This is a genomic window from Paenibacillus apiarius (assembly GCF_017052585.1).
GTDB lineage: Bacteria > Bacillota > Bacilli > Paenibacillales > Paenibacillaceae > Paenibacillus_B > Paenibacillus_B apiarius.
The window spans coordinates 1,062,312-1,084,819 of the sequence record NZ_JAFFHZ010000001.1 but is presented as its reverse complement, the minus strand read 5'-3'; the positions used below and the strand labels follow the sequence as shown (position 1 = coordinate 1,084,819).

Here is a 22,508-nt window from a genome sequence, read left to right as displayed (position 1 = left end):
CTGCCGCCGCAAATCCGCGTCAATCGTTCAAACTGTCATTTCGTTATATCGCCCAATTGCCCTTGCGGAAGATTGGCTCGACAGTACCGTCCTCATGAATGCCGTCAATGTCCATCTCCGCGGAGCCGATCATGAAGTCGACGTGCGTGATGCTGATGTTCACGCCGGCCGCAGCGAGCTCTTCCTGCGACATTGTCTTGCCGCCCTCCACGTTGAAGGCGTAGCCGCTTCCGATCGCCAGGTGATTCGATGCATTTTCATCGAACAGCGTATTGTAGAACAGGACATTCGATTGCGAAATCGGAGATTCGTGCGGCACAAGCGCCACTTCGCCCAAGTAGTGCGAACCCTCGTCAGTGTCGACGAGCTGCTGCAAAATGTCCTGGCCCTCTTCCGCTTCGACCTTCACGATGCGCCCGTTCTCGAACGTCACTTTAAAGTTATTGATGAGGTTGCCTCCGTAGCTGAGCGGCTTCGTGCTCGACACGTAGCCGTTCACGCCGGATTTGTGAGGCACGGTGAATACTTCTTCGGTCGGCATGTTCGCCATGAACGGCACGTCCTGCTCGTTCGTGCTGCCTGCGCCTACCCACAGATGCTTCTCTGGCAGCTCGATCGTCAAGTCCGTGCCCGGCGCTGTGTAGTGCAGCTTGTGGAAATGCTTGCTGTTCAATACATCCACTTTTTTATGTAATGTCGCGTTATGTTCTTTCCAAGCTGCCACCGGATCAGGCGTATTGAGACGGACGGATTCGAAGATCGCATCCCACAGCTTCGCGATTCCTTCGTCGCCGGACAGATCCGGGAACACTTTGGCTGCCCAGGCGCGGGTCGAAGCCGCCACGACCGTCCAGCTTACTTTATCGGATTGCACGAATTGGCGGAAGCGCTCCAACGCTTTGCCCGATGCCTTCTGATTGTTGCCGATCCGCTGCGGATCGATCCCCTTCAATAAATCGGGATTGGAGGATACGATGGAGATGAACGCCGCTCTTTTATCCAGAAATGCGTTGCGTTTCTCGACTTCCCACTGCGGGAACTGGGTAAACACGTCGTCTGCCGCTTTTTCGAACTTCAGGCGCGTCAACGTATCGTCCGTCCACTCTACATGGACATTGCTTGCGCCTGCATCGTACGCTTTGCTTGCGACGAGACGGACGAGGGGCGCCATTTCAAGCGAGCCGGTCACGAACACGGGTTGCCCTTGCTGCACGTTTACGCCCACCTTCACGATGAGCTCAGCGTATTGTTCCAACTGTTGTTCGAATGTTGCCATATGTCATCACCTTTTTCAATTGTTATGAGCTACACACCCATGCGCTTGCGCTGATTGTTAATCTTTTTCGTATGCTGGCTTTTCATCATTTGGTTGCCTGCCGCTTGATGCTTGTGCGGGCCTTGTGCTTGGCCTTGCGCTTGTTTCTTCTGCTGCAGCATCCGCTTGGCCGCGTCGGCGAGACTCACTTTTTTCGCCTCATCTGTTTCCGCAGCGGTTGTTTTATTTTCTTCCATCTTATTTTCACCTCGAATGCAATTTCCATTTTAGAATTTTAACCTATCTGTCCAATAATATCACATGTTCCTGTATTAATAATAATGGGATCTCATTGCCGTGAGCAATCCCTAATCAGGATGAATGTGTCAGTATTAGGAGAGAGCCAATTGTTGTAATGCTCCCAGTATGCCGATTTATGCTCCTGCAGCGGATTTCCAATCTCTTTGGCGGCGGGCAGCTCCATTTCGATCGCGGGTCCAGGCTCCTTATCCTGCGTTGGAAATTGGAATTTTGATCAAGTTCGCTTGATCAATGTAATAAATATGCTCGTTGCCTTGCCCGTCCTTGGCCAGCGTCATAAAAGCAATTTCCTTGAAGGTGCTGCCGTTATCCTCGGATAACGTTGCAAATTCCCACGTGTTCGGGTCGATGACGGTGATGCGATCCGCCAAATCCATGTATAACAATCCGTCTTGGCCCCAATGCGGGTGGTAGGGGCGCCAGAAGCCGTAATTTTTAACATGCGGGTATATATTTTTATAGTCGAGGATGCGATACGTATCCGGGTCCAGCTTGAACAAGATTCCGTCGACCCCGCCCCATACATTGCCGTCTGGGCCAATGGACAAGCCGCTAATCATGACAGGCCGATCTAGATCGGGGATGTCCAGTGTGAATTCCGTTATTTTTTGTTTTTTCTCGACATCCCACACGAACATTTTGGCCGTTTTTTCAGTCGGGGCAATCCCCAGGCCGCCAAAGACGGTGGTCGAGCCGAATATTTTCCCGTCCTTGTATGCCAGGCCGTTGATGCTCTGGTTGCGGACGACATTACGGTATACTTCCTTCTTTCCCGTATCCGGATAATATAGAGTCAATGCGCCGCCTAATTTGCCGTAATCGGGAATTGTCCCCATCATGATGAAGTCATCCGCAGCCCGCATAATATAAGGGCGATCTTGCTCAGAGCCGATTTGGAACACGGTGTGCGCTTGTGGAACCGGCTTGGTCGTATCTAAGTTCTGAATGTGGCCTCCCGGATATATGCCAAAATACATTTCTTGGCCATAGGCAACCATGCCTTCCGCCTGTCCTAAGCCGAAGGTGGTGAATGCGTCGGTCCGCGGGTCGAACCTCACTCCGATTCCGCCGGGATATCCGCTCATGTATATGTTCCCGTCTGGACCGTTTTCCATATTGTGCAGCGGATTGGATGCTCCTGTGACGACGGAAGGGAGATCCTTTCTCTTCTCCGTGTCGACATTGAAGATGGACGTCTTGCCGTCACGCTGCATCGTTACGAATGACATTCCCGGGAAGTCTGGATCGTCCTTGAACGCTACCCAGGCGGCTCCGCGGAAGGAGGTGCCATATTTCATGGCGGTCATGCGCGCCTCGAACGTAGTCAAGTCGATCTCTGTAATGACCCCGTTGGCGGGGACATACACTTTGCCGTCCTTCGCTGCAAGCTGGTTAAACGAGAACACGCCCGCTCCTTGCACGCCGCCAATGTTTTTCCCGACTTTGTGCGGCAGCCATTCGCTTTTGTCCAAATCATAGAACAACAAGGTCATGAGCGGATCGCCGAACTTCACGAGCAAATACCGATCCACGATCGCCATGTCATACGCAAACGGAACGTCTGCCGGAGCCACGCCGAGGAGATCGGCCACTTGGCCGGAAATCACCTGCTTCTCCCCGGTCTGAACGTTCAGCTTGACGATGGCTCCCGTGGAGCCGATGCCTGCATAAATGTAGCCGTTGTCATACGCCATTGAGCGCACGTATTCCTGGTCCTTCAGCATGCGGCCGTAATCATGGTACTTCTTCGCAATGGGATCATACTTAAACACCTTCCCTTGCTGGAACGTGCCTCCGTATACGTTGCCATCCTCGTCGGTTACCATGGACCAGATTGATTTTTCGCCTGGAAGCGGCTCTCCCAAGCTGCTTACGGTCTTCGTCCGGGGTGAATAGCTCCACAATTCTCCTCTAGTGCTGCCGGACATAATGGCTGCAATATAGACGGTTCCGTCCGGAGCAATCGTATGGCGCCAGGAGGTATGAACGCCCTCTAGCCGAAAGGAGCGCAGCAGCTTGTTGCTTTGAATATCCACCACATTGAACACGGACGTATCGCCTTGCGCCGTGGAGTACATTGTTGGCCGTCCATCCTCGATACCCGCGACCGCATCGTTAATCGCAACGGTGAAGACGGGAATGCCCAGGTCTACCGGCTCTGCAAATATTTTGTTTTTAAAGACAATCGATCCTGCCGGCGGCATTCCGCCAGGGGCTGTGCCGGCCGTATCTGCCGCGGCCGCGGGATTGCCGAATGCCAAGACGGTCAGCATCACCGCCAACATGGCGCTAATCGAGCTTATTCGTGTGTTCCATCGCTCTGTCAAGAGTTTCCCTCCTCTAATTGATTCATCCACCATTCCATACAGGCATAAGTTCCAGGCCGCTCGGTGGGAAGCGAATCTGCTGCAGGTTTTCATGTGGTTTGTTATTCGTGGTATTCCACAGCAGTAACTAATGGGCTAAGGCACTTGCTAGAATATAACTGGTTCATATAGATCTTACCTCGTTCGATAGAGGTGTCAACTGGCCGCCGATATATAGACATGTTAGAGACAAGTCAAAAAAGCTGAAAAGGATGCACCTGCTCTCGGCAAGCGGTTCAGCTTTCTTTTCTATAAATAAACGTTCATAATTCTATTGAAATGCCGTCTTAATCCTTCGCCTAGTATATTGAAGGTTAAAATGGAGAAGGCCACGGCGAGCGCCGGAAGCAGCGCCGGGAAATAGTAGCTTTTCGACAGCCGCCATGAGCTTAGACCCAATCCCACTCCCGCTTCGACAAAAGGCTCGTGCGCAATTTTATACGTTTGCTCCTGGATCAAATGCGCGACGCGGCCTGTCTCGATAATCGCCAAAAAGAAAATGCAATGGAAAATAGATCAGAATCGTCTCTTTCGTGCCAATGATCAGCTTGCTTAAATTGTCGACGCCGTTTTTGTCACTGCCCAAAGGGGTTAAAATTAACCATTGGTTATAAAAAAAGGTGTGCTTTTTTCTATTCCTGATGGAAATATGTCTACTAGTGATGGATTGTGTAGTTGAAAGAACCGAAACGATTCATTTTTACTCGAATAAAAGGGATGGGAGATGGGGATAGGCGGGAAACGGATGGAGTGCAGCCATGAAAAAGGGGCATGGGATGTAATCCCGCCCCGCTATTTCTATACAATATACTCCACTGGGAAAAATATCTGTTCATGATTTCGCTATGGAGTCTTCCAGCGCTATCATTGCTTGATACACATCGTCTGCCGTAATTCCATCCTTCATGAGGTGAATCGACTCATTCGGGTGCGTCGCGGCGCTGGCGATGTTCTTCAATGTTGCCTCATCTTGGCCGGACAGACCCAGATCGGTTAACCGATAAGGCAGATGCATATCCCGATAGAAAGGAAGCAGCCGCTGCGCCTCCGGCAGGTTGCTCTCCAACACCAACTGAACGAGTATGCCATAGGCTACTTTATCGCCGTGCAGCAGCCCATGCGTTGCCGGAGCCGCGGTAAGCCCATTGTGAACCGAGTGGGCTCCCGCGATGCGCCCCAGATGATCGCCGAACCCGCCTACCATTCCGCCTGTCATTATAATCGTTTCGGCGACCTGCACGAAGGCGTCCGACAGCTGCTTGGCCTCGGCATCTTGGATGCTTTGCCGCCCATGCTCCAACAGGGTGGACTGGCACAGGCGGGCAGCGTGATGGGCGATTTGTACGGCGGCAGATGGGTGCGCCAGCTTGCGAATCAGCACATCGGCTTCGTACCATTTGGCCAACGTATCGGCAATTCCGGCTCTTAGATAAGCGACGGGAGCTTGCAGCGCAATTCTCGGCTCGACCAAGACCATCAGCGTGCTCTTTGGAAATATCGTATAGTTGGTAAATTGTCCGTGTTCGTTGTAGAACACGCTCAGCGGTGTCCATGCCGCACAGTTTGAGGCAAGCGTAGGCACAAGGATAGCGTCCAGCCGAGATTCGTTCGCGGCAGCTTTGACCACATCCATAACCTTGCCGCCGCCGACGCCGAGAATGACATCGGCTTGCTCGGTCTGGGCGTAACGGGCGATGCGCCGGGCTTCTTCCAACGTACATTCGCCATTGTAGCGCAGATATAATAGCTTAAGCTTGGTTTGCTGTGGAAAAAAAGGCTTGGCCGCCTCCAAGGAGCGATCGCCGTGCACGACGAGCACCCGCTTGCAAGCATAAGGCTGCAGCAATAGTTCCAGCTTGTCCAGTATGCCGGCTTCACAATGATAGAGCGCAGGGGCTCCTCTGACGATTACTCGTTGTTCCAACGATGTCACTTCCTTTTCAGCATCCATTCCGGCTTGCCAAAGCCTTTGAACTGTTCGTCGATCATTTGTTCGAATTCAGCGGATTCTACGGCTTCCTTCAACTCTTTAGCGAATTGCTTGTCCAGATCCGCTGTATTGACGACCACGCGGTTGCGATAATCATCAGGCATATTTTCGAGCTTGAGGGCGTCCAGCAAGTTCATTTTGGCAGCCAGCGCGAAGTTGCCGGGAACGAGCGACAGGTCGGCGCTATCGACCGCGCGCGGCAGTTGCGCGGCTTCTATCGGCTGCAGCACGAGCTGCTTCGGATTGTCTTTCACGTCTTTCTCCGACACGCGCAGCGGATCGATGTCCTCGTTAATTGTCAGCAGTCCCGCATCCTGCAGCAGTCCTAACGTGCGCGCGAGATTCGTCGGATCGTTGGCAACCGCGACGGTGCTTCCGGCTGCAACTTCATCCAGCGACTTGAATTTCGAAGAATAGATGCCCATCGGCGCGGTCGGAACCGAGATGAGCTCAGACAGCTGCAGCTTGTTTTCCTTTGCGAAATTTTCCATGTAAATTTTGTGCTGGAATAAGTTCGCGTTCAAATCGCCATTGGACAACGCCAGGTTCGGCTGGACGTAATCGCCGAATTCGATTACCTCGATCGTATACCCTTTTTTCTCTATAATCGGCTTAATCGCTTTGGTAATCATATCGCTGTACGGTCCGGCAGTGGCTCCGATTTTCAAAGCTTTGCTTTCTTCTTGCTTAGAGTCTGTGCCGTTTGCCGTTGTGGACGTGCTGCTGCCGCATCCGGCAAGCAAGCCAATCGCCAGGATGAGAGAGAGAAGAAGTGCTGCTTTTTTCATGTTAAAACCCTCCAGATGATGTGTGTATTTACAAATACTTAACGCTTATCTACTTTCTTGGCGATGAAATCTCCGCCGTATTGAATCAGCTGCACCAAGCAAACCAAGATGACAACTGTAGTGAACATTACCGTATTATCGTAGCGGTAATAGCCGAAACGAATGGCCAAGTCGCCAATCCCGCCTCCGCCAACGGTGCCTGCCATTGCCGAATAGGCTACCAAGCTGATTGCGGTGATGTTCACGCCTTGAATAATGCCAGGCTTTGCCTCGGGAAGCAGCACGTCCTTAATAATCATCCACGGCGTAGCTCCAATCGAGACAGCCGCTTCAATGACGCCTTTATCGATCTCGCGCAGCGCCGTTTCCACCAGCCGGGCAAAAAACGGGATCGCGGCGACCGATAAGGATACCGAGGCGGCCGTTGGGCCGATGGTGGTGCCTGTAATGAGCTTCGTTACCGGCAGCAATGTGACAAGCAAAATAATAAATGGAATCGATCGGATCATGTTGACGATGAAGCCCACAATATTTTTCGTCGGCGTATGCTCCAGAAACAGTCCCTTGTCAGTCACAAATAAGAGAATTCCAATGGGAAGACCCAGAATTAAGGCGGCAGAAAGCGAAATTCCTACCATATACAGCGTCTGAAAGAATGCTTTATTCAGGTCAGGCAATAGTTGAATCAGGGAGTCCATGGTAGATCACCTCCAGTCGATATGTGCGCTCTCTTATATAATCGATAGCCCGCTGCACTTCCGCAGCGTCTCCGATGAGCTCCAACATGAGAATGCCAAGAGGATTGTCATGGATGTATTCTATTTTCCCGTGCAAAATGTTGCCTTTGACCCGATAGGCTTGCATCACATCGGTAATGATGGCTTCTTCCGCTTGCGGCGCGACAAAGTGAATTTTGACAATCGTTCCTTGGCAATGCCGGAGCAACCGTTCAGGAAGCTCGAATTGGAACAGGCTGCTGATGAAGGATTGGGTCATCGGGTGCTTAGGTTCGGAGAAGATGTCATAGACGGCTCCTTCCTCCACCACATTGCCGTTTTGCATTACAGCCATCCGATCGCATATATCTTTTACCACTTCCATCTCGTGGGTAATGAGCACAATGGTCAGCTTCAGCTCGCGGTTGATTTTTTTCAACAGCTCCAATATCGCTTGCGTCGTTTCCGGATCAAGTGCGGACGTTGCCTCGTCGCACAGCAATACGTGCGGCTCGTTCGCAAGCGCCCGGGCGATGCCCACCCGCTGTTTTTGTCCGCCGCTCAGCTGGGCCGGATACACATTGCGTTTGTCGGATAGTCCGACCATCTCCAGCAGCTCCATGACGCGAATATCGATTTCATCTTTGGCTTTTCGATTCGCTTTCAGCGCAAAGGCGATGTTCTCATACACCGTCTTGGAGCGAATCAGGTGAAAATGCTGAAAAATCATTCCGATTTTCAAACGCGCTTGGCGTAAAGCTTCGCCCTTTAAAGCGGTCAAATCCACTCCATCGACGGAAATATGGCCCGATGTAGGCTCCTCCAGCAAATTGATGCAGCGCAGAAGCGAACTTTTTCCCGCTCCGCTTCGTCCTATAATGCCGTAAATTTCTCCTTTGTTTATTGTTAAGGAGACGTTGTTCACGCCAACGACCGTAGATGTTTTGCTTTTGTACTCCTTTACCAGATTTCTGATTTCGATCATTTCTCTCACCCCGCCATTCCTGTTGCTGGACCATTATGATATCAAAAAAACCTCTTTCGTAAGAGAAAGAGGTTGAATTGGCATTAACCGACTTATCTCTCAGAATGGGATGCATTCCGTAGGATTTAGCACCGTTTACTCTCATGGTAAGGTTGCCGGACGTCATAGGGCCTATTCCCTCAGTCACTCTTGATAAGGTAGAATATGAAGTTTAGTGAAAATAATACACATGAAAGATTTGCTTGTCAATAAAATTTTCAATATTTATTTTCAAACTGGAAATGATAACTTTCCATGGTATAGTTTTTCGCTGGGGATATTTGCGAACAATGGAATCATGACACCGGGACTCAACTCCCCTTTGAGTTCAAGGAGATGACTGCCCCCAGGGCGTGCTGAGGCGTATTTTTAAAAAGCTTCAAGTGCCGAACCTCTGCCGGTACCCGCACTTCCTGCATAACTCCTCAACAGCTTCTCTTCTGGAAAATCCATAGTACACATTATTCGCTCTTTCGCCCTCTACAATTTCAGAGAAAGGAGTGCTGTTGATGTTGCCTAAATTAATTACGCCTTCGCCATCCAGACAGCAAGGGACGACCGTTCCGTCGACCAGCACCGCGGCCTGACTCCGAAGCGCATGACAGAAGCCTTTGCCATCATCTTCAGGCGCCTGCAAGCTTGGCCATTGAAATTCATGGTCCTGATTCAGATAAATTCTGTCGGCAATTTTGACTCCGCTGCCCGGCATCACTTTTTCTTCAATTTTGTAGTCGAGGTTGAACTCTTTTTCTAAAATGGCCAGTGTGTCCCGGTTTCTGCTTTTCATCAAATTCGTTGCATTGTCTTGATCTAAATTCCATAGCCTGAACGATATGATGACATTATGCTCGGCCGCTTCCCGCACAAAAGAAAGAATATCATTCAAGTAACCCTCTCGATTTTCAGATCCCTCGTGGCCGTCGAAGCTGTGCAGCGAGAAGTTCATTTGGCGCAGCGCCGGTTTCCCGAGCAGCTTATGCCTGTTTTTCTTAATAAGCGTTCCGTTCGTCGTTATATTGACCTTGAACCCTTTGGCATGGCTGGCATCCAGCAACTCATCGATTTTGGGATGGAGGAGGGGCTCGCCTTTGACGTGAAGATAAATATGATTCGTATGCGGTTTGATCTGATCCAAGATGTTGTTGAAGGTGTCCAGCTTGATGAAATTAGCTTTGCGAGCCGTTTGCGGACAGAAGCTGCAGGCCAGATTGCATACGCTTGTAATTTCGACATATACCTTTTTGAACGTTTTCAAGACTTCTTCCCCATTCTATATCTTTCTGTAAATACGCAGGCCGTTGCTGGCAATGACTTGATAACACGCCTGATTCTATATTGTACTAGAAACATCGGGCTTATAGAAGGCTTTCGTTCTTGAGGCAGATTGATAAGGGAATCGACTGTGACAAGGAGAGTTGCATGAGGAGGGTTAGTTGGCTGAGGTATAGGCCGTGCTCTCTCCCAAGAAGGAGAGGGTCCTATTTCGTCCTTTTGCTCACTCTCCCTTTGGTTCAGAAAAAGGAGAATCCTATCGAGGCGTCAGCAGTTGGTACCGTTTAATCGCTCTGCACGGCTCGGATCCGATCCAAAACGAACTTATCTCATCCATAGTACCATGCATAGTCTGAGCCAGTGGGAGAGTGAAGCAAAGAATACGTCGAGCACTGTTGTTTCGCTTAATCTGAGCCAGCGGGAGAGTGAAGCAAAGAGTACGTCGAGCACTGTTGTTTCGCTCAATCTGAGCCAGTGGGAGAGTAAAGCAAAGAGTACGTCGAGCACTGTTGTTTCGCTCAATCTGAGCCAGCGGGAGAGTGAAGCAAAGAGTACTTCGAATACTGTTGTTTCGCTCGATCTGAGTCAAGGGTAGAGTGAAGCAAAGAGTATGACGACGGTTCTAGTCCTGCTCAATCTGAGTCACGGGTGGCGGAACCGCAATCAGCATGCAAAAAAACTCAAGCCGTATTTCAGCTTGAGCTTCTAGGACGCTGCTTATGCTGTCTACATTGGCCTCTTACTGGGCCGAATCGTTGCGGAATGGGCTGAGCAGCGTTTTGGGGATGTTTGTTTCAAATCGCATGTCGGTTCCTTTGGTCGGATGCACAAAAGCCAATACCCGCGCATGAAGTCCGAGCCGGCCGATCGGCTTTGTTTTCGCACCGTATTTTTTATCCCCCACAATGGAATGTCCGATATCCTGCATGTGAACGCGGATTTGATTTTTCCGTCCTGTCTCCAAATGGATCTCCAATAAGGAGAAGTTCCGGTTGGATTGTATGGTCTTATAATGAGTGATGGCATGCAAGCCGTCATTTGGGTAGGGGCTCGAATACATCTTTAACGTTTTGCTTTCTTTCAACCATGAGGAAATCGTACCCTCCGGCTTCTTGACCTGCCCTTCTACCAGCGCGATATAGGAGCGCTCCTGCACCATATCCTTCCACGATTGCTGCAGCTTCTGCTGCACCTTCTCGCTTTTCGCAAACATCATGACTCCGGAAGTATCCCGATCAAGCCGGTGCACGACAAAGATCCGATGCTTGGGGTTGTCCCTGCGCACGTGTGCCATCAGCTGCCGATAGGCCGTCAATTCTTGCTCCTGCGCTGAAGCGATCGAGAGCAATCCGGCTTCTTTCTGAATGACGATGATGTCTTCGTCCTCGTGCAGAATGGTAAGCCCGATGAAAAGGGGCTCATCGGATACTCTCTCCTTCGAAATCGTGACCGTGTGCCCGGGCTGAAGCGGGAAATTGTATTTCGTCACGACCCGGTCATTTACGGATACTTGTCCGCGCGCCAAAATGGATTTAACAGAGTTGCGCCCCATATTGGACATTACGGTCAATAAATAGGGCAGCAATTCCGCCGGTTCCGTGACCGTATACCGTTTGGGCGCGGAATGGCCGGAATGTGAATGATGTGCTTTCTTCTTCATGTCATACCTCCTGTTACATCGCTAACGAAGTTCACGGGAAGCAGACGACGATAACATCTTCTCCATCCAGATCTGACCTCGCATATCGAATGTTCTTACTATAGCAAAAAGCCCGTTCGGATGCACGAAATCCCATCATGGACAAGGGAATCGATTTACTATGTAAGCAAACGCCATGATATAATGGGGGCAATGTGATGTCGATTATAGACGTCTTCGAACGGCTCGTTGGTCATCACCAAATTTGCATGAAAATGGGAGAAAAAAGGAGTTATCGCAATGATATCGATGGACCAAGCGCGAAGCGCGTTGAAGCGGGTGTACGGCTATGACGACTTCCGCGCGGGGCAGAAGCGGATTATACAACATATTATAGAAGGAAAAAATACGGTGGGCATCATGCCGACGGGAGGCGGGAAATCGATCTGCTACCAGCTTCCGGCATTGCTCTTGCCAGGCGTGACACTGGTCGTATCACCGCTTATTTCACTTATGAAGGATCAGGTTGACGCGCTGCAGAGCTTGGGTGTAGAAGCGGCCTTCATCAACAGCACGCTGGAGCTCGGAGAAGCGGGGGGCATATTGCGCCAGGCGCAGAATGGACGCTTGAAGCTGCTCTACGTGGCCCCGGAACGGCTGGAAAGCGAATGGTTCCGCGAGCGTGCCAAGACGCTCCCCATCTCGTTCGTGGCCGTGGATGAAGCGCACTGCGTCTCGCAATGGGGGCACGACTTCCGGACAAGCTACCGGGCAATCGCCCCGTTCATGCGGGAACTGGAGGAAGCCGGTCGTCCGCGTCCGCTGATGGCGGCATTTACGGCGACTGCCACGCCCGAGGTGACCGAGGATTTGACCCGGCTGCTGGAGCTCGGGGATTCGGAGCTGGTCGTCACGGGCTTCAAGCGGGACAACCTCGCGTTTACCGTGCTGCGCGGGGAAGAGCGCAAGGCGTTCACGCTGGATTACGTGCGGCGGCGCGAGCATCAAGCGGGGATTATATACGCCTCGACCCGCAAGGATGTGGAGGATTTGCACGAGATGCTGCGTCGTGCGGGCGTCGCGGCCGGCCGCTATCATGCGGGCTTGGACGACGAAGAGCGGGCGCGCATGCAGGAGGCATTCCTGTACGACGACGTCCGCGTCATCGTGGCGACGAATGCGTTCGGCATGGGGATCGACAAGTCGAACGTGCGCTACGTTTTGCACTATAACATGCCGAAGCACATGGAAGCCTACGTGCAGGAAGCGGGCCGCGCGGGCCGGGACGGCGAGCCGAGCGAGTGCGTGCTGCTGTTCCATCCGCAGGACATTCTGACGCAGAAATTTTTCATTGAACAGAGCGAAGCGACCCCGGAACGGAAGACGCACGAATATAGGAAGCTGCAATCCATGATTGACTATTGTTACACGACGGGCTGCTTGCAGAACTACATGCTGCGCTACTTCGGGGAAGAAGGGGAAGAGGCGTGCGGCACGTGCGGCAGCTGCAAGGACGAGCGCGAGTCAATCGACATTACGACGGAAGCGCAGAAGATCTTCTCCTGCATCTATCGCATGCGCGAACGGTTCGGCGTATCGATGGTTGCTTCCGTGCTGAAGGGTTCGCGCAACAAGAAGGTCATTCAATATGGCTTCGAGAAGCTGCCGACACATGGAGAAATGCGCCACTTGACGGAGAAAGCGATTGCCGATCTGATCTATGTGCTCATTGCCGAAGGCTATTTGCAGCTGAGCGAAGGCCAATATCCGGTCGTCCGTCTGCTGCCGCTGGCGGCAGAGGTGCTCAAGGGGCAGCGGCAAGTGACGCAGCGCGTAGCCAAATCGTTGAAGCCGAAGACCGCGTCAGCCGTGGATGAAACCGTATTTGAACAGCTGCGCCTGCTGCGGCGCGAGCTGGCCCAAAAGGCGGGCGTTCCGCCGTACATCGTATTTAACGACAGCACCTTGCGTGAATTGGCGGAGGTGCAGCCGACTACGGAAGCTGCCATGCTGCGCATTAAAGGGGTTGGCGAAGCGAAGCTGAAGCAATTCGGGGCGCCGTTTTTGGCGTTTTTTCAGCAACGGGAAGAAGAGGCAGTCAAGCTTGATAGTCAGGAGGAATGGATATGATGGAAGATAACATTACAAATACCTTTGCATCAATAGAAGACTTCATGAAGCTGGATATGCGCGTCGGCACGATTGTAGAGGCTGAGCCGTTCGAGAAGGCGCGCGTACCGGCGATTAAGCTGTATATTGATTTTGGACCGCTCGGCATGAAGAGATCAAGCGCGCAGATTACGGCGCGTTACACGCCGGACAAGCTCGTCGGCCGGCAGGTGGTGGCCATCGTGAATTTTCCGCCGCGGCGCATTGCGGGCTTTGATTCCGAGGTGCTCGTCCTGGGTGGAGTTCCGGGCAGCGGAGACGTCGTCTTGCTGCAGCCGGATGAGGAAGTCCCGAATGGGACGCCGATAGCATAATCCCCGGCAGGTCCCGCAATGCATATATGAAAGGAGCAACCATGAAAGTTGTACTTGCCACGTTGAACGCAAAATATATACATACCTCGCTTGCCATCCGTTATTTAAAAGCGAGCTGCGAGCATGAGTTCGACGTCGAACTAGCCGAATATACGATTAAAGATCCAGCGATGAACATCGTCTCCGATCTGTACCAGCGGAAGGCGGATGTCATCGGATTCTCATGCTACATTTGGAACATCGAAGAGACGATTCAAGTCATAAGCATGCTGAGAAAAGTTCGGCCTGACGCGCGTATCGTGCTGGGCGGGCCGGAGGTGTCCTATGACACTGAATATTGGATGGAGCGGCTGCCGGACGTCAACTTCATCGTCATTGGCGAAGGGGAGGAGACATTGCTTCATCTGCTTCGTGAAATACGCGATGAACAAAAATATCACTTTGTATTCGGACTGGCGTACCGCAAGGGGGAAGAGGTCATGATCAACCCTCCCCGTCCGAAGCTGGACCTGAATAATATCCCTTCGCCGCACCGTTTTGCGGAGGATATACCGAATCTGGGCAAACGCATCGTCTACTTCGAGACAAGCCGCGGCTGCCCGTTCAGCTGCCAGTTCTGCTTGTCGAGCATCGAGGTGGGCGTGCGTTATTTTGATATTGAGCGGACCAAGGCAGACTTGATCTATTTAATCGATAACGGCGCAAAGCTAATCAAATTCGTCGACCGTACGTTCAACATTAAACGCGAGTATGCGATGGAAATGTTCCAATTCCTTCTTGAGAACCACCGGGGATGCGTCTTCCAGTTCGAGATTACGGCCGACATTATGCGTCCGGAGGTGCTCGACTTCCTGGCGGAGAACGCGCCTCCGGGTATCTTCCGCTTCGAAATCGGCGTGCAATCGACGAACGATCCGACGAACGAGCTCGTCAAGCGGCGCCAGAACTTCACGAAGCTGACGCGCACGGTGACAAAGGTGAGGGAGAGCGGCAAGATCGACCAGCACTTGGATCTGATCGCGGGACTGCCGCTGGAGGATTATGACACGTTCCGCAAAACGTTCAACGACGTGTTCGAGCTGCGGCCTGAAGAGCTGCAGTTGGGCTTCTTGAAAATGCTGCGCGGAACAGGATTGCGTCTGGAGGCGGACAAATACGGTTACGTCTATATGGATCATGCGCCTTATGAGATGCTGAGCAATGATGTGCTGCCATTCGACGATGTGGTCCGCTTGAAGCGTTTGGAGGACGTGCTTGAGAAGTACTGGAACTCGCACCGCATGGACCGTACGATGGAGCATCTTATGCAGCGGGAATTCGCATCGCCGTTTGATTTCTTTCAGGCGTTCGGCGATTATTGGGAAGCGAACGGCTGGCAGAAGATTGGACATCAGCTGGAGGATTTATTCGTGCGTCTAAGCTCCTTCCTGGCGGACCATGGCCTTCAGCGGCCTGATGTGGCGCTTGGTCTGATGAAGCTGGATTACTTCATGAATCATAAATACAAGCCGCGCAAAATATGGTGGGACGCTGCGATAAGGAAAGAGGAAGCTCTGCACATGCTGCGCATGGCTGCGAATCATCCCGGCCGGATCTCGGCAGATTTCGCCGCACTCGGTCTGAGCGAGAAGGAGCTGCATAAGCACGCGGTCGTGGAACGGCTGCCGTTCGATGCATCCAAGTGGATGAACATGGGGCCTTCCGTTGCGGAAGCGGTCTTTGCACAGCAGGAGGCGAAGCGGGAAGAACCGGCGGTCGTTATCGTGCTGTACCAGCAGACGGATGACGAGACACCGCTTCTGTTTGTTGCACCGGAACGTGTCATGGCCGAAAAGTAAACAAGTTAGGGATACTGCATTGCTGGAAAGCTTTTTTAATGTCGAAATTTGTCGTATTAATATTTCGATATTAGCAGTCCTTACTGTTTTGTGTGAGGTCAGGATCAATAGATACAAATGTTTGCGCGGACAACTCTTCAGTCATGCGGCCGTAAATAGGTTGCTGAGTGATAGGAGTGCTGCAAGGGGCATCTCTGTCCAATACCTTTGCGAACAGCCGTTCTCTAAGGCTGGCGCGTAATATGAACGAAGGTGCGGATAGTTCATACGTTTTCCCCATCCGCCTGCAAGGTTGCCCGCGCCACGTATAAAGCGGCCAATTGCAGTTTACAGAAAATATAAGGAAAAAAGTCATGGTCTTTTTCGCTCATTTATCTCTGGTAATATTTCCTGTATAGTATAGCGGTGTTAAATAGAGATAAATGTTCTAGGAGGAAAAGACCTTGAAAAAATGGCTACAAAGATGCACTGTCATTATTGCTAGTGCTGCAATCCTGCTCGGAGGAATTTCTCCAGCGGGTGCGGCACCAGAATTGAATTGGGTGGAAGGAGCGGGACAAGCCATCGATATTGGCGAGGGCTTGGCGTCCTTTACGCTCCAAGAAGGCATGATTTTTTTGAATGGCAAGGATGCGCAGACGTTCATAACAGAAACTGGCGGTAAGCCATCCGGTGAAGAAATTGGAGCTGTGCTCCCTGCTGCTGAGGATGCGACTTGGGGCGTATTCATTGAATATACCGATTCCGGCCATATCAAAGACGACGAGAAAGATAAGATTGATGCAGATGAGCTGCTTCAGAGCTACAAGGACGGAACCGAAGCCGCTAATAAAGAGTTGGATCCGAGCGCACACCTATTCGTGGACAGCTGGGATATCGAGCCCGCTTATAACGAAAAGACGAAGCGGCTGACGTGGTCTTTGCTTGCGCACAACTCTAGCAATGAGAAGATTGTAAATTATAACGAACGGCTTTTGACGCGTGAAGGTTATATTTCCATCGTACTGGTTTCCAATCCTGAGCATTTGGCGGCAGACCGTGTGGAAATGGAAAAGACGGTGCTGTCCAGCTTCAAGGTGAAGGAAGGAAAGCGGTACGAGGATTTCGATAAATCTACCGACAAGGTCGCTGAATACGGCCTTACTGGACTCGTCCTCGGCGGCGCGGGCTTGGCCGTTGCCAAAAAAGTCGGATTTTTGGCGCTGATTCTGGGCTTGTTCAAAAAGTTCTGGATCGTGGTCGTAGCTGTGCTTGCCGGGTTGTGGCGTCTGATTACGGGGAAAAAGAAAAAAGACGAAACTACGGTTCCGCCTTCTGGTGATGACACTCCACAGTCGCTGACATAGGAAGATGGATTCTGCTGTTGTTCGATGGAGCAGGGCATCATCTTGGAACGTGTGGACATGAGGAGAATGAATAGATGACCGCGATGATGAAATACAGTTCGCAGGCCGATACGGATACGAATACGAAGATCGCAAAAGAGCTGTTCAACCTCGTATGGGAGCTGCTGGAGAAAACGACTCGCACGCAGGAAGAGACGGATCAAATGATTCATGCGGCACATGCGTCCCGGTATCATTGGGGCGCAGCCGGTAATGAACTGCAATTCGCACGGGGGGAATGGCAAATTTCCCGCGTATATTCGACGGCGGGCATGGCTGAATCCGCGATGTACCACGCGAGACGGTGTGTGGATATATGCCGGAAATATAACTTAGGCGCGTTTGATACGGCTTACGCGTATGAGGCGCTGGCCCGAGCGTCCAGTCTGCTGAACAAAGCGGAGGATGTGGAAGGCTACATTGCGCGAGCGGAAGAGCTTGCCCGGCATGTTGATAGCGAAGAGGATCGCCGTTACCTAACAGATGACTTAAAGACGATATAGCAGCGATATGAAGCATGAATGAACGCAGCGTCCCTAACTTGAAAGGCAAGGAGTTTTCTCTTGCCCGTCAAGCATAAGGGACGCTGTCTTTGCTTTATATATCTTTTCGGCTGAAATACATTAATCCCGCACTCAGAAATACGATGAAGCTGCCGGCAATGATGAACAGCAGCGTCTCCATCGGCATGTTGAAAGCTCCGTAGTTATTATCGCTAATCAGCAGCATGGATCGCGCCGGTTGGGACCATGGGTACCACGGCCCGTACTTCTCCGAATTGACGACGAGCATGTTCGGCAGCGTCAGCATGACATTGATGGCGAGCGGCGCCGCGAAGCTGGCCCAGGCCGTGGAGACGAACAACTGCAGCGCGGCAAGCGGCAGCGTGGCGAACCAACCGCTGCATGCGCGTCTAATGAACTCGTCCCACGGAAGAACATTCATCGCATATCCCTTCAGGAAGCCGACGGCAATAACGCCTGCTGTGAACAGCAGTTGAGTCAGCGCCAGCAAGAGCACAACGTGGAGGAACTTGGCCATATATAACCCGCTGCGCGATACAGGCAAGGCGAGGAGCTGCTTCCAGCCACCGCCGTTATGTTCATAGCGGCATACGAAGGCGGAGAATACGCCTGTCAGCAGCGGCAGGAACAAAAGGGCGTGTATGCTGGCCATGGTAGTCCACGGCAGCGGCCAATCGTTCGAATTAGGATCTCCGCTCGTCTGCAGCAGACCAAGCAAGGATGCGAGCAGCGGACTGACGAATATAAGGAGCCAAATGTTTGACTTGCGCAGCTTCATTCCTTCCGAATGGAACACATTCATAAAGGATTTCATGTTAGTTCACATCCCTTCTGGCAAAATGGACGAGGCTTGCCGCATAGATGACGGCGCCTGCCGCCAATCCGGCCAGAACGGAATATTCGGGCACGTCTGCCGCATTTACCAAATGTGGCCATTTCAGCGGCATCCAGTCCGGCATTTTTATGGAATACAGGGACAAAATCGTGCCCATAATGCCGCAGGTAAGCGGGATGGCTTGATTGCGCATCACGATGGACAGCCATAGCTGCACGGCCAATACCGGCATGGCGGCAAAGAATGGATAGAAGCTGATGATGAACAGTCTTGGCCAAGGAATATCCCAACCGAATCCGAGTCCGGCGCCGAGAAGGATGGAGCCTGCCGCTAGCAGCACACAGGCGCCGAGCAGAAGGATGAGGTTGAGCGCGAATTTGGCGGTAAAGACGTGAAACCGCGATACGGGCAGCGCCAACAGCTGCTTCCATGAATTCAGGCGATGCTCCATTCCGGCGATCATCGACGCAATGAGCGTAATGCCGAACAGAAGCGCCGGAGCAGACAAGGATTGAACGTTGTGCAGCAAGCCTCCCCACAGATCATCGGCGTACACCTTCGTCAAATAGTCATAGCGCAGGCTGAAGTTGATCGCTTGCAGACTGACAACGCCGAACGGCCCAAGGAAGATGAGGAGCCAAATCCACGTGCGGCGGATTTTCATAAAATCGGACGACAGCACCTTGCCTATCATTGTCTGCTCCCCTCCCCGGTAAGAGCCAGGAACATCTCTTCGAGCGATTGGCGTTTCTCTTCCACCCGGTAGACGGAATGGCTGTTGCGAACGAGCAGCTCGACAATGGCGGCTACCTTGTTGTCAGGCATGTAATCGAGAACTAGCGATTCCTCGTTGAATTCCGCGCTGCAGCCAGAGGCGGCAAGCGTGCGGAATGCCTGCTCCGGGTTCGACACCGCGATTTGGATGCGATGCTGCGCCCGATTGCGCAGCGAGTTGATCGTGTCTTGAAATACCATCTCGCCGTGCTGGATGATGCCGACCCGATTCGCCATCTGCTCCACTTCGCTCAACAAGTGGCTCGATACGAGCACCGTAATGCCGTGCTGCTGCGGCATGCTTATAATCAGCTCGCGAATTTCCAAAATACCGGACGGGTCCAGACCGTTCGTCGGCTCGTCCAGAATGAGCAGCTCAGGCTGGCCCAGCAAGGCGCAAGCGATCCCGAGCCGCTGCTTCATGCCGAGGGAGTAGCCCTTTACAGGACGCTTCGCATCTTGCGTCAAGCGGACGATAGACAATACTTCATCGATGCGGGACTTCGGCACATCCAAGATGCGGCGAATCGCCTCCAAATTTTCGTATCCTGTCAAATGACCATAGTAAGACGGATATTCAACCAAGGAGCCGACCTTTTTCAAGATCGACATCCGGTGCTTGTGCAACTCTTTGCCGAAAATGTGAATGCGGCCCCGGCTCGGGCGAATCAGACCGAGCAGCATGCGAATGGTCGTCGTCTTGCCGGCGCCGTTCGGGCCGAGAAAGCCGTAAATATCACCGCGCCGTATGTTCAATGTAACTTCATTCACCGCTTTGCGCGCGCCATATTGCTTCGTTAATCCTTGAGTCTGAATAATGTAGTCACTCAACTGGAATCACCTCGGTATTCATACTATCTGCCGAAGGTTAAACGAGCGGGACCCTTAGGTTAATTCCAGTTTAATTTTGGATACAAGAAAGTGACAGTACCTTCTGAACTGCTGGCGACTTCCCAATGCAGCCGCATATCTTGCGTCATGAGCGCCACGATTGTCAGTCCAATGCCCGCGCCCTTTCCTTGGGAGACGGCTTCCATGCCCGGGCCGCGGTCCTCGATGACGAGCGCTTCGCGTCCTGCGCGCATCTCCGTCCGTACGCCGATATAGCGGCCGGAAGCGGCGTGGCGCAATACATTTTGGAACAGATTGTCCAAGATGCGGGCGAACCATTGCGGGTCCACCTCCCATGTAAGGGGATGCTCAGGCAAATCGATATTCACTTCGAAGCCCTCTTTCTCCCATACAGGGAACCAGCCTGCCGCCGAAGTGCGAACGAGACGCAAAATATCGGTTTGCTCCGGATGAAACTCGTACTTTTTGGCGGACAAGAGGGTATAGGAGAGCAAATTGTCGATAAGCTGGGCCAAGTCGCCCACCTTCGTATCAATAAGCGTCAAAGACTGCTTGCCGCGGTCGGACACCGGCTCCTGCCGCAGGGAATGGGCATGGCCGCGTATCGTCGTCAGCGGCGTGCGCAGATCATGCGATAGATTCGCGATGAGCTTCTTGCGCAGCTCTTCCTCTTCCCGTTCCCGCTGCCGGCTTAGCTGCAATTCGCCAATCATGCGGTTGAACGCGTGCTCCAGTTGTCCGATTTCATCGGAGCTCCTAACTTCCACAGGCGCCGGTATCCCGCTGCCGTCAGGCGATGTCATCGCTTCTTCCAGACGGACGAGCCGGCTTCGCAGCCGATAGAAGAACCACCAGGAGGACGCGGTGAACAGCACGAATACGGCAATGACGATGATAAAGATGTGCGCGCTGTCAAATGAAGCGTCGGACACCATCAGCTTACGCGGAACCTGGATAACGATGAAGCCCTGCTCCGGCTGTTGCCCGATAAAGGCGACGGCGGTGAACGGATCGCCATTGAAGCTTTGCTTCATGAAGGCGATGCTGTCACCGGCGTTCCATTGCTGCGGGATGCCGGGCCGCTCGGGCAGCATGAGGCGCGTTCGTCCCGTCTGATCGACCCAGAATAGGCCGGCTTTCGGAAATTCCCGCTTCAAATCACGCAGCCTCTGCGCAATCGCTGCTTCCTTCGCATCCTTCAAGGCGGCTGCCTCTTCGTGCCACCGGTTCTCAAGACGATCGCCGCCCGCATAAATATTTTTCTTCAGCTTCGCCTCATTGCTATAGTCAATCGTCAACTGATACAAGGTGGAGGCGAGCGGAAATATAATTGGCCATATGACGAGCGCGGCGAAGACGATGATCATATAGCGGACTAACAGCGACTTGCTAAAAAGAACGCGCGGCTTCATAGCTTCAACCGGTAGCCAATCCCGCGAATGGTCTCGATGATATCGGGCTGGCTTGGATCCGATTCGATTTTTTCCCGCAAGTGCCGGATATGAACCATGAGCGTCTTGTCCCCCTCGATGTAGGGCTCTCCCCAGACGCCTTCATATATTTGTTCCTTGGTCAAAATCTGATTGCGATGGCGCAGCATGTATGTAAAAATATGAAACTGTTTGCCTGTCAGCACAAGCTCTTCATTGGTTCGCGTATCCACGATACGATTTTCCCCGGGATAGACATGTAAATGCCTCAGCTCCGTAAGCGCCGCCTCTTGCTTCTCGCAGCGCCGGAGCAGCACCTCGATTCTCGCTGCCAGCTCGTCGGGATGAAATGGCTTGGTCACATAATCATCGGCGAACTGCAAGCCCTGAAGCTTATCATCGATGGCCGTGCGTGCGGACAGCATCAGGATGGGGGTGAGGGGATGCTCTTTTTTGAGCCGCTGTCCGATCGTGAAGCCGTCAAGACCCGGCAGCATGACATCCAGTAGGACGAGATCGCTGTTTGCTGCAGCATCTAAAGCCTGATCCCCGGAAGTAAGCCATACCACCTCGTAACCCTTCTCGTGTAAATATTCGCTCGTCCACTGACCAATTTCTTGGTCGTCTTCAATATACAGCAGTCGTTGTTTCATATTTGTTCATGTCCCTTTCCGGCGTTAATGATGCGCAATCACAAAAAAGAAGCTGACGTCTTGGGACGCCAGCTCATTAGGGTAGGGTTACTGAGTTGGACTCATGTAATTGCGTGTATCCCTTCAATTCCAATTTTAAGATTGCGGTAAATCCTTATATAACAGACGGCGGCTGCAATTTTGCTTGTCTCAGCTGCTGACGGGAAGTGTGCAAACTAACGGCAAAGGGCAGGCTGCGCACCTTGTTCCGAATTCGGCGCAAGCCGGCGAAAAAGGGGTGAGCCGATGGCTCGCGTTCAAGCTGAGCGGGCAGAATGGCCCATTCCTGATCGCACCTAGCCCTGTCGTATAGTTATTCACCTT

21 protein-coding genes and 1 riboswitch are annotated in these 22,508 nt (G+C 52.3%); of the genes, 6 read left to right on the top strand and 15 right to left on the bottom strand.

Features of this window, described 5'->3' with window-relative positions:
• Positions 1-43: 43 nt before the first annotated feature.
• The 10 genes from JSQ80_RS05000 to JSQ80_RS04955 form a co-directional block, all read right to left on the bottom strand.
• Positions 44-1,276, bottom strand: a complete 1,233-nt coding sequence (locus JSQ80_RS05000; protein ID WP_206094571.1) for an aminopeptidase — start codon at positions 1,274-1,276, stop codon at positions 44-46.
• A 29-nt stretch (positions 1,277-1,305) separates the two neighbouring features.
• Positions 1,306-1,512, bottom strand: a complete 207-nt coding sequence (locus JSQ80_RS04995) for a hypothetical protein (protein ID WP_087433256.1) — start codon at positions 1,510-1,512, stop codon at positions 1,306-1,308.
• 249 nt (positions 1,513-1,761) lie between these two features.
• On the bottom strand, positions 1,762-3,903 hold the full coding sequence (locus JSQ80_RS04990) for an NHL repeat-containing protein (RefSeq protein WP_206094570.1): 2,142 nt from the start codon (positions 3,901-3,903) through the stop codon (positions 1,762-1,764).
• Positions 3,904-4,191: 288 nt separating this feature from the next.
• Positions 4,192-4,434 (bottom strand): hypothetical protein, encoded by a 243-nt coding sequence (locus tag JSQ80_RS04985; RefSeq protein WP_240463535.1) that lies wholly within the window; start codon positions 4,432-4,434, stop codon positions 4,192-4,194.
• Between the two features lie 340 nt (positions 4,435-4,774).
• On the bottom strand, positions 4,775-5,893 hold the full coding sequence (locus tag JSQ80_RS04980; protein WP_206094569.1) for an iron-containing alcohol dehydrogenase family protein: 1,119 nt from the start codon (positions 5,891-5,893) through the stop codon (positions 4,775-4,777).
• Positions 5,872-6,720 carry a MetQ/NlpA family ABC transporter substrate-binding protein gene (locus tag JSQ80_RS04975; RefSeq protein WP_206094568.1) on the bottom strand — a complete coding sequence of 283 codons (849 nt, stop codon included), beginning with the start codon at positions 6,718-6,720 and terminating at the stop codon, positions 5,872-5,874. The genes JSQ80_RS04980 and JSQ80_RS04975 overlap by 22 nt, the downstream gene beginning before the upstream one ends.
• Positions 6,721-6,758: 38 nt before the next feature.
• Positions 6,759-7,418 carry a methionine ABC transporter permease gene (locus JSQ80_RS04970; protein WP_206094567.1) on the bottom strand — a complete coding sequence of 220 codons (660 nt, stop codon included), beginning with the start codon at positions 7,416-7,418 and terminating at the stop codon, positions 6,759-6,761.
• On the bottom strand, positions 7,390-8,421 hold the full coding sequence (locus JSQ80_RS04965) for a methionine ABC transporter ATP-binding protein (RefSeq protein WP_087433260.1): 1,032 nt from the start codon (positions 8,419-8,421) through the stop codon (positions 7,390-7,392). The genes JSQ80_RS04970 and JSQ80_RS04965 overlap by 29 nt, the downstream gene beginning before the upstream one ends.
• Before the next feature lie 89 nt (positions 8,422-8,510).
• A riboswitch (SAM riboswitch) is annotated at positions 8,511-8,620 on the bottom strand.
• Positions 8,621-8,839: 219 nt separating this feature from the next.
• A complete protein-coding gene (locus JSQ80_RS04960) occupies positions 8,840-9,715 on the bottom strand; it encodes a radical SAM/SPASM domain-containing protein (protein WP_206094566.1) in 876 nt (291 codons plus the stop codon).
• A gap of 756 nt (positions 9,716-10,471) precedes the next feature.
• Complete coding sequence (locus JSQ80_RS04955) at positions 10,472-11,392, bottom strand: RluA family pseudouridine synthase (protein WP_206094565.1); 921 nt, start codon at positions 11,390-11,392, stop codon at positions 10,472-10,474.
• A 279-nt stretch (positions 11,393-11,671) separates the two neighbouring features.
• On the opposite strand from JSQ80_RS04955, the gene recQ reads away from it, so the two are divergent.
• The 5 genes from recQ (at position 11,672) to JSQ80_RS04930 (ending at position 17,580) form a co-directional block, all read left to right on the top strand.
• Positions 11,672-13,501, top strand: coding sequence for a DNA helicase RecQ (recQ, locus tag JSQ80_RS04950; RefSeq protein WP_206094564.1), 1,830 nt, complete (start codon positions 11,672-11,674; stop codon positions 13,499-13,501).
• Complete coding sequence (gene csaA, locus JSQ80_RS04945) at positions 13,498-13,854, top strand: chaperone CsaA (protein ID WP_206094563.1); 357 nt, start codon at positions 13,498-13,500, stop codon at positions 13,852-13,854. Before recQ ends, csaA begins: the two co-directional genes overlap by 4 nt.
• 41 nt (positions 13,855-13,895) lie before the next feature.
• Positions 13,896-15,692, top strand: coding sequence for a B12-binding domain-containing radical SAM protein (locus tag JSQ80_RS04940; RefSeq protein ID WP_206094562.1), 1,797 nt, complete (start codon positions 13,896-13,898; stop codon positions 15,690-15,692).
• Between the two features lie 443 nt (positions 15,693-16,135).
• Positions 16,136-17,038 carry a DUF2167 domain-containing protein gene (locus JSQ80_RS04935; RefSeq protein WP_206094561.1) on the top strand — a complete coding sequence of 301 codons (903 nt, stop codon included), beginning with the start codon at positions 16,136-16,138 and terminating at the stop codon, positions 17,036-17,038.
• A 74-nt stretch (positions 17,039-17,112) separates the two neighbouring features.
• Entirely contained in the window at positions 17,113-17,580 is a 468-nt protein-coding gene (locus JSQ80_RS04930; protein ID WP_087433267.1) for a hypothetical protein, read from the top strand.
• Between the two features lie 94 nt (positions 17,581-17,674).
• Here JSQ80_RS04930 and JSQ80_RS04925 read toward each other — a convergent pair whose 3' ends face one another.
• The 5 genes from JSQ80_RS04925 to JSQ80_RS04905 are packed head-to-tail and all read right to left on the bottom strand — an operon-like array spanning position 17,675 to position 22,145.
• Complete coding sequence (locus JSQ80_RS04925; RefSeq protein WP_206094560.1) at positions 17,675-18,415, bottom strand: ABC transporter permease; 741 nt, start codon at positions 18,413-18,415, stop codon at positions 17,675-17,677.
• A 1-nt stretch (position 18,416) separates the two neighbouring features.
• Positions 18,417-19,130: an ABC transporter permease gene (locus tag JSQ80_RS04920; RefSeq protein ID WP_206094559.1), complete on the bottom strand. Its 714-nt coding sequence runs from the start codon at positions 19,128-19,130 to the stop codon at positions 18,417-18,419.
• Complete coding sequence (locus tag JSQ80_RS04915) at positions 19,127-20,041, bottom strand: ABC transporter ATP-binding protein (RefSeq protein ID WP_206094558.1); 915 nt, start codon at positions 20,039-20,041, stop codon at positions 19,127-19,129. Before JSQ80_RS04915 ends, JSQ80_RS04920 begins: the two co-directional genes overlap by 4 nt.
• A 59-nt stretch (positions 20,042-20,100) precedes the next feature.
• A complete protein-coding gene (locus JSQ80_RS04910) occupies positions 20,101-21,474 on the bottom strand; it encodes a sensor histidine kinase (protein ID WP_206094557.1) in 1,374 nt (457 codons plus the stop codon).
• Positions 21,471-22,145, bottom strand: coding sequence for a response regulator transcription factor (locus JSQ80_RS04905; protein WP_087433272.1), 675 nt, complete (start codon positions 22,143-22,145; stop codon positions 21,471-21,473). Before JSQ80_RS04905 ends, JSQ80_RS04910 begins: the two co-directional genes overlap by 4 nt.
• 184 nt (positions 22,146-22,329) lie before the next feature.
• Here JSQ80_RS04905 and JSQ80_RS04900 point away from each other — a divergent pair, with 184 nt between their 5' ends.
• Complete coding sequence (locus tag JSQ80_RS04900) at positions 22,330-22,497, top strand: hypothetical protein (RefSeq protein WP_176392790.1); 168 nt, start codon at positions 22,330-22,332, stop codon at positions 22,495-22,497.
• The last annotated feature ends 11 nt before the right edge of the window (positions 22,498-22,508 follow it).

Coding starts and splice junctions, on each gene's coding strand:
- JSQ80_RS05000 (WP_206094571.1), bottom strand. CDS start 1,276: ATGGCAACATTCGAACAACAGTTGGAACAATACGCTGAGCTCATCGTG.
- JSQ80_RS04995 (WP_087433256.1), bottom strand. CDS start 1,512: ATGGAAGAAAATAAAACAACCGCTGCGGAAACAGATGAGGCGAAAAAA.
- JSQ80_RS04980 (WP_206094569.1), bottom strand. CDS start 5,893: ATGGATGCTGAAAAGGAAGTGACATCGTTGGAACAACGAGTAATCGTC.
- JSQ80_RS04975 (WP_206094568.1), bottom strand. CDS start 6,720: ATGAAAAAAGCAGCACTTCTTCTCTCTCTCATCCTGGCGATTGGCTTG.
- JSQ80_RS04970 (WP_206094567.1), bottom strand. CDS start 7,418: ATGGACTCCCTGATTCAACTATTGCCTGACCTGAATAAAGCATTCTTT.
- JSQ80_RS04965 (WP_087433260.1), bottom strand. CDS start 8,421: ATGATCGAAATCAGAAATCTGGTAAAGGAGTACAAAAGCAAAACATCT.
- JSQ80_RS04955 (WP_206094565.1), bottom strand. CDS start 11,392: ATGAAGAAGAAAGCACATCATTCACATTCCGGCCATTCCGCGCCCAAA.
- recQ (WP_206094564.1), top strand. CDS start 11,672: ATGATATCGATGGACCAAGCGCGAAGCGCGTTGAAGCGGGTGTACGGC.
- csaA (WP_206094563.1), top strand. CDS start 13,498: ATGATGGAAGATAACATTACAAATACCTTTGCATCAATAGAAGACTTC.
- JSQ80_RS04940 (WP_206094562.1), top strand. CDS start 13,896: ATGAAAGTTGTACTTGCCACGTTGAACGCAAAATATATACATACCTCG.
- JSQ80_RS04930 (WP_087433267.1), top strand. CDS start 17,113: ATGACCGCGATGATGAAATACAGTTCGCAGGCCGATACGGATACGAAT.
- JSQ80_RS04925 (WP_206094560.1), bottom strand. CDS start 18,415: ATGAAATCCTTTATGAATGTGTTCCATTCGGAAGGAATGAAGCTGCGC.
- JSQ80_RS04920 (WP_206094559.1), bottom strand. CDS start 19,130: ATGATAGGCAAGGTGCTGTCGTCCGATTTTATGAAAATCCGCCGCACG.
- JSQ80_RS04910 (WP_206094557.1), bottom strand. CDS start 21,474: ATGAAGCCGCGCGTTCTTTTTAGCAAGTCGCTGTTAGTCCGCTATATG.
- JSQ80_RS04905 (WP_087433272.1), bottom strand. CDS start 22,145: ATGAAACAACGACTGCTGTATATTGAAGACGACCAAGAAATTGGTCAG.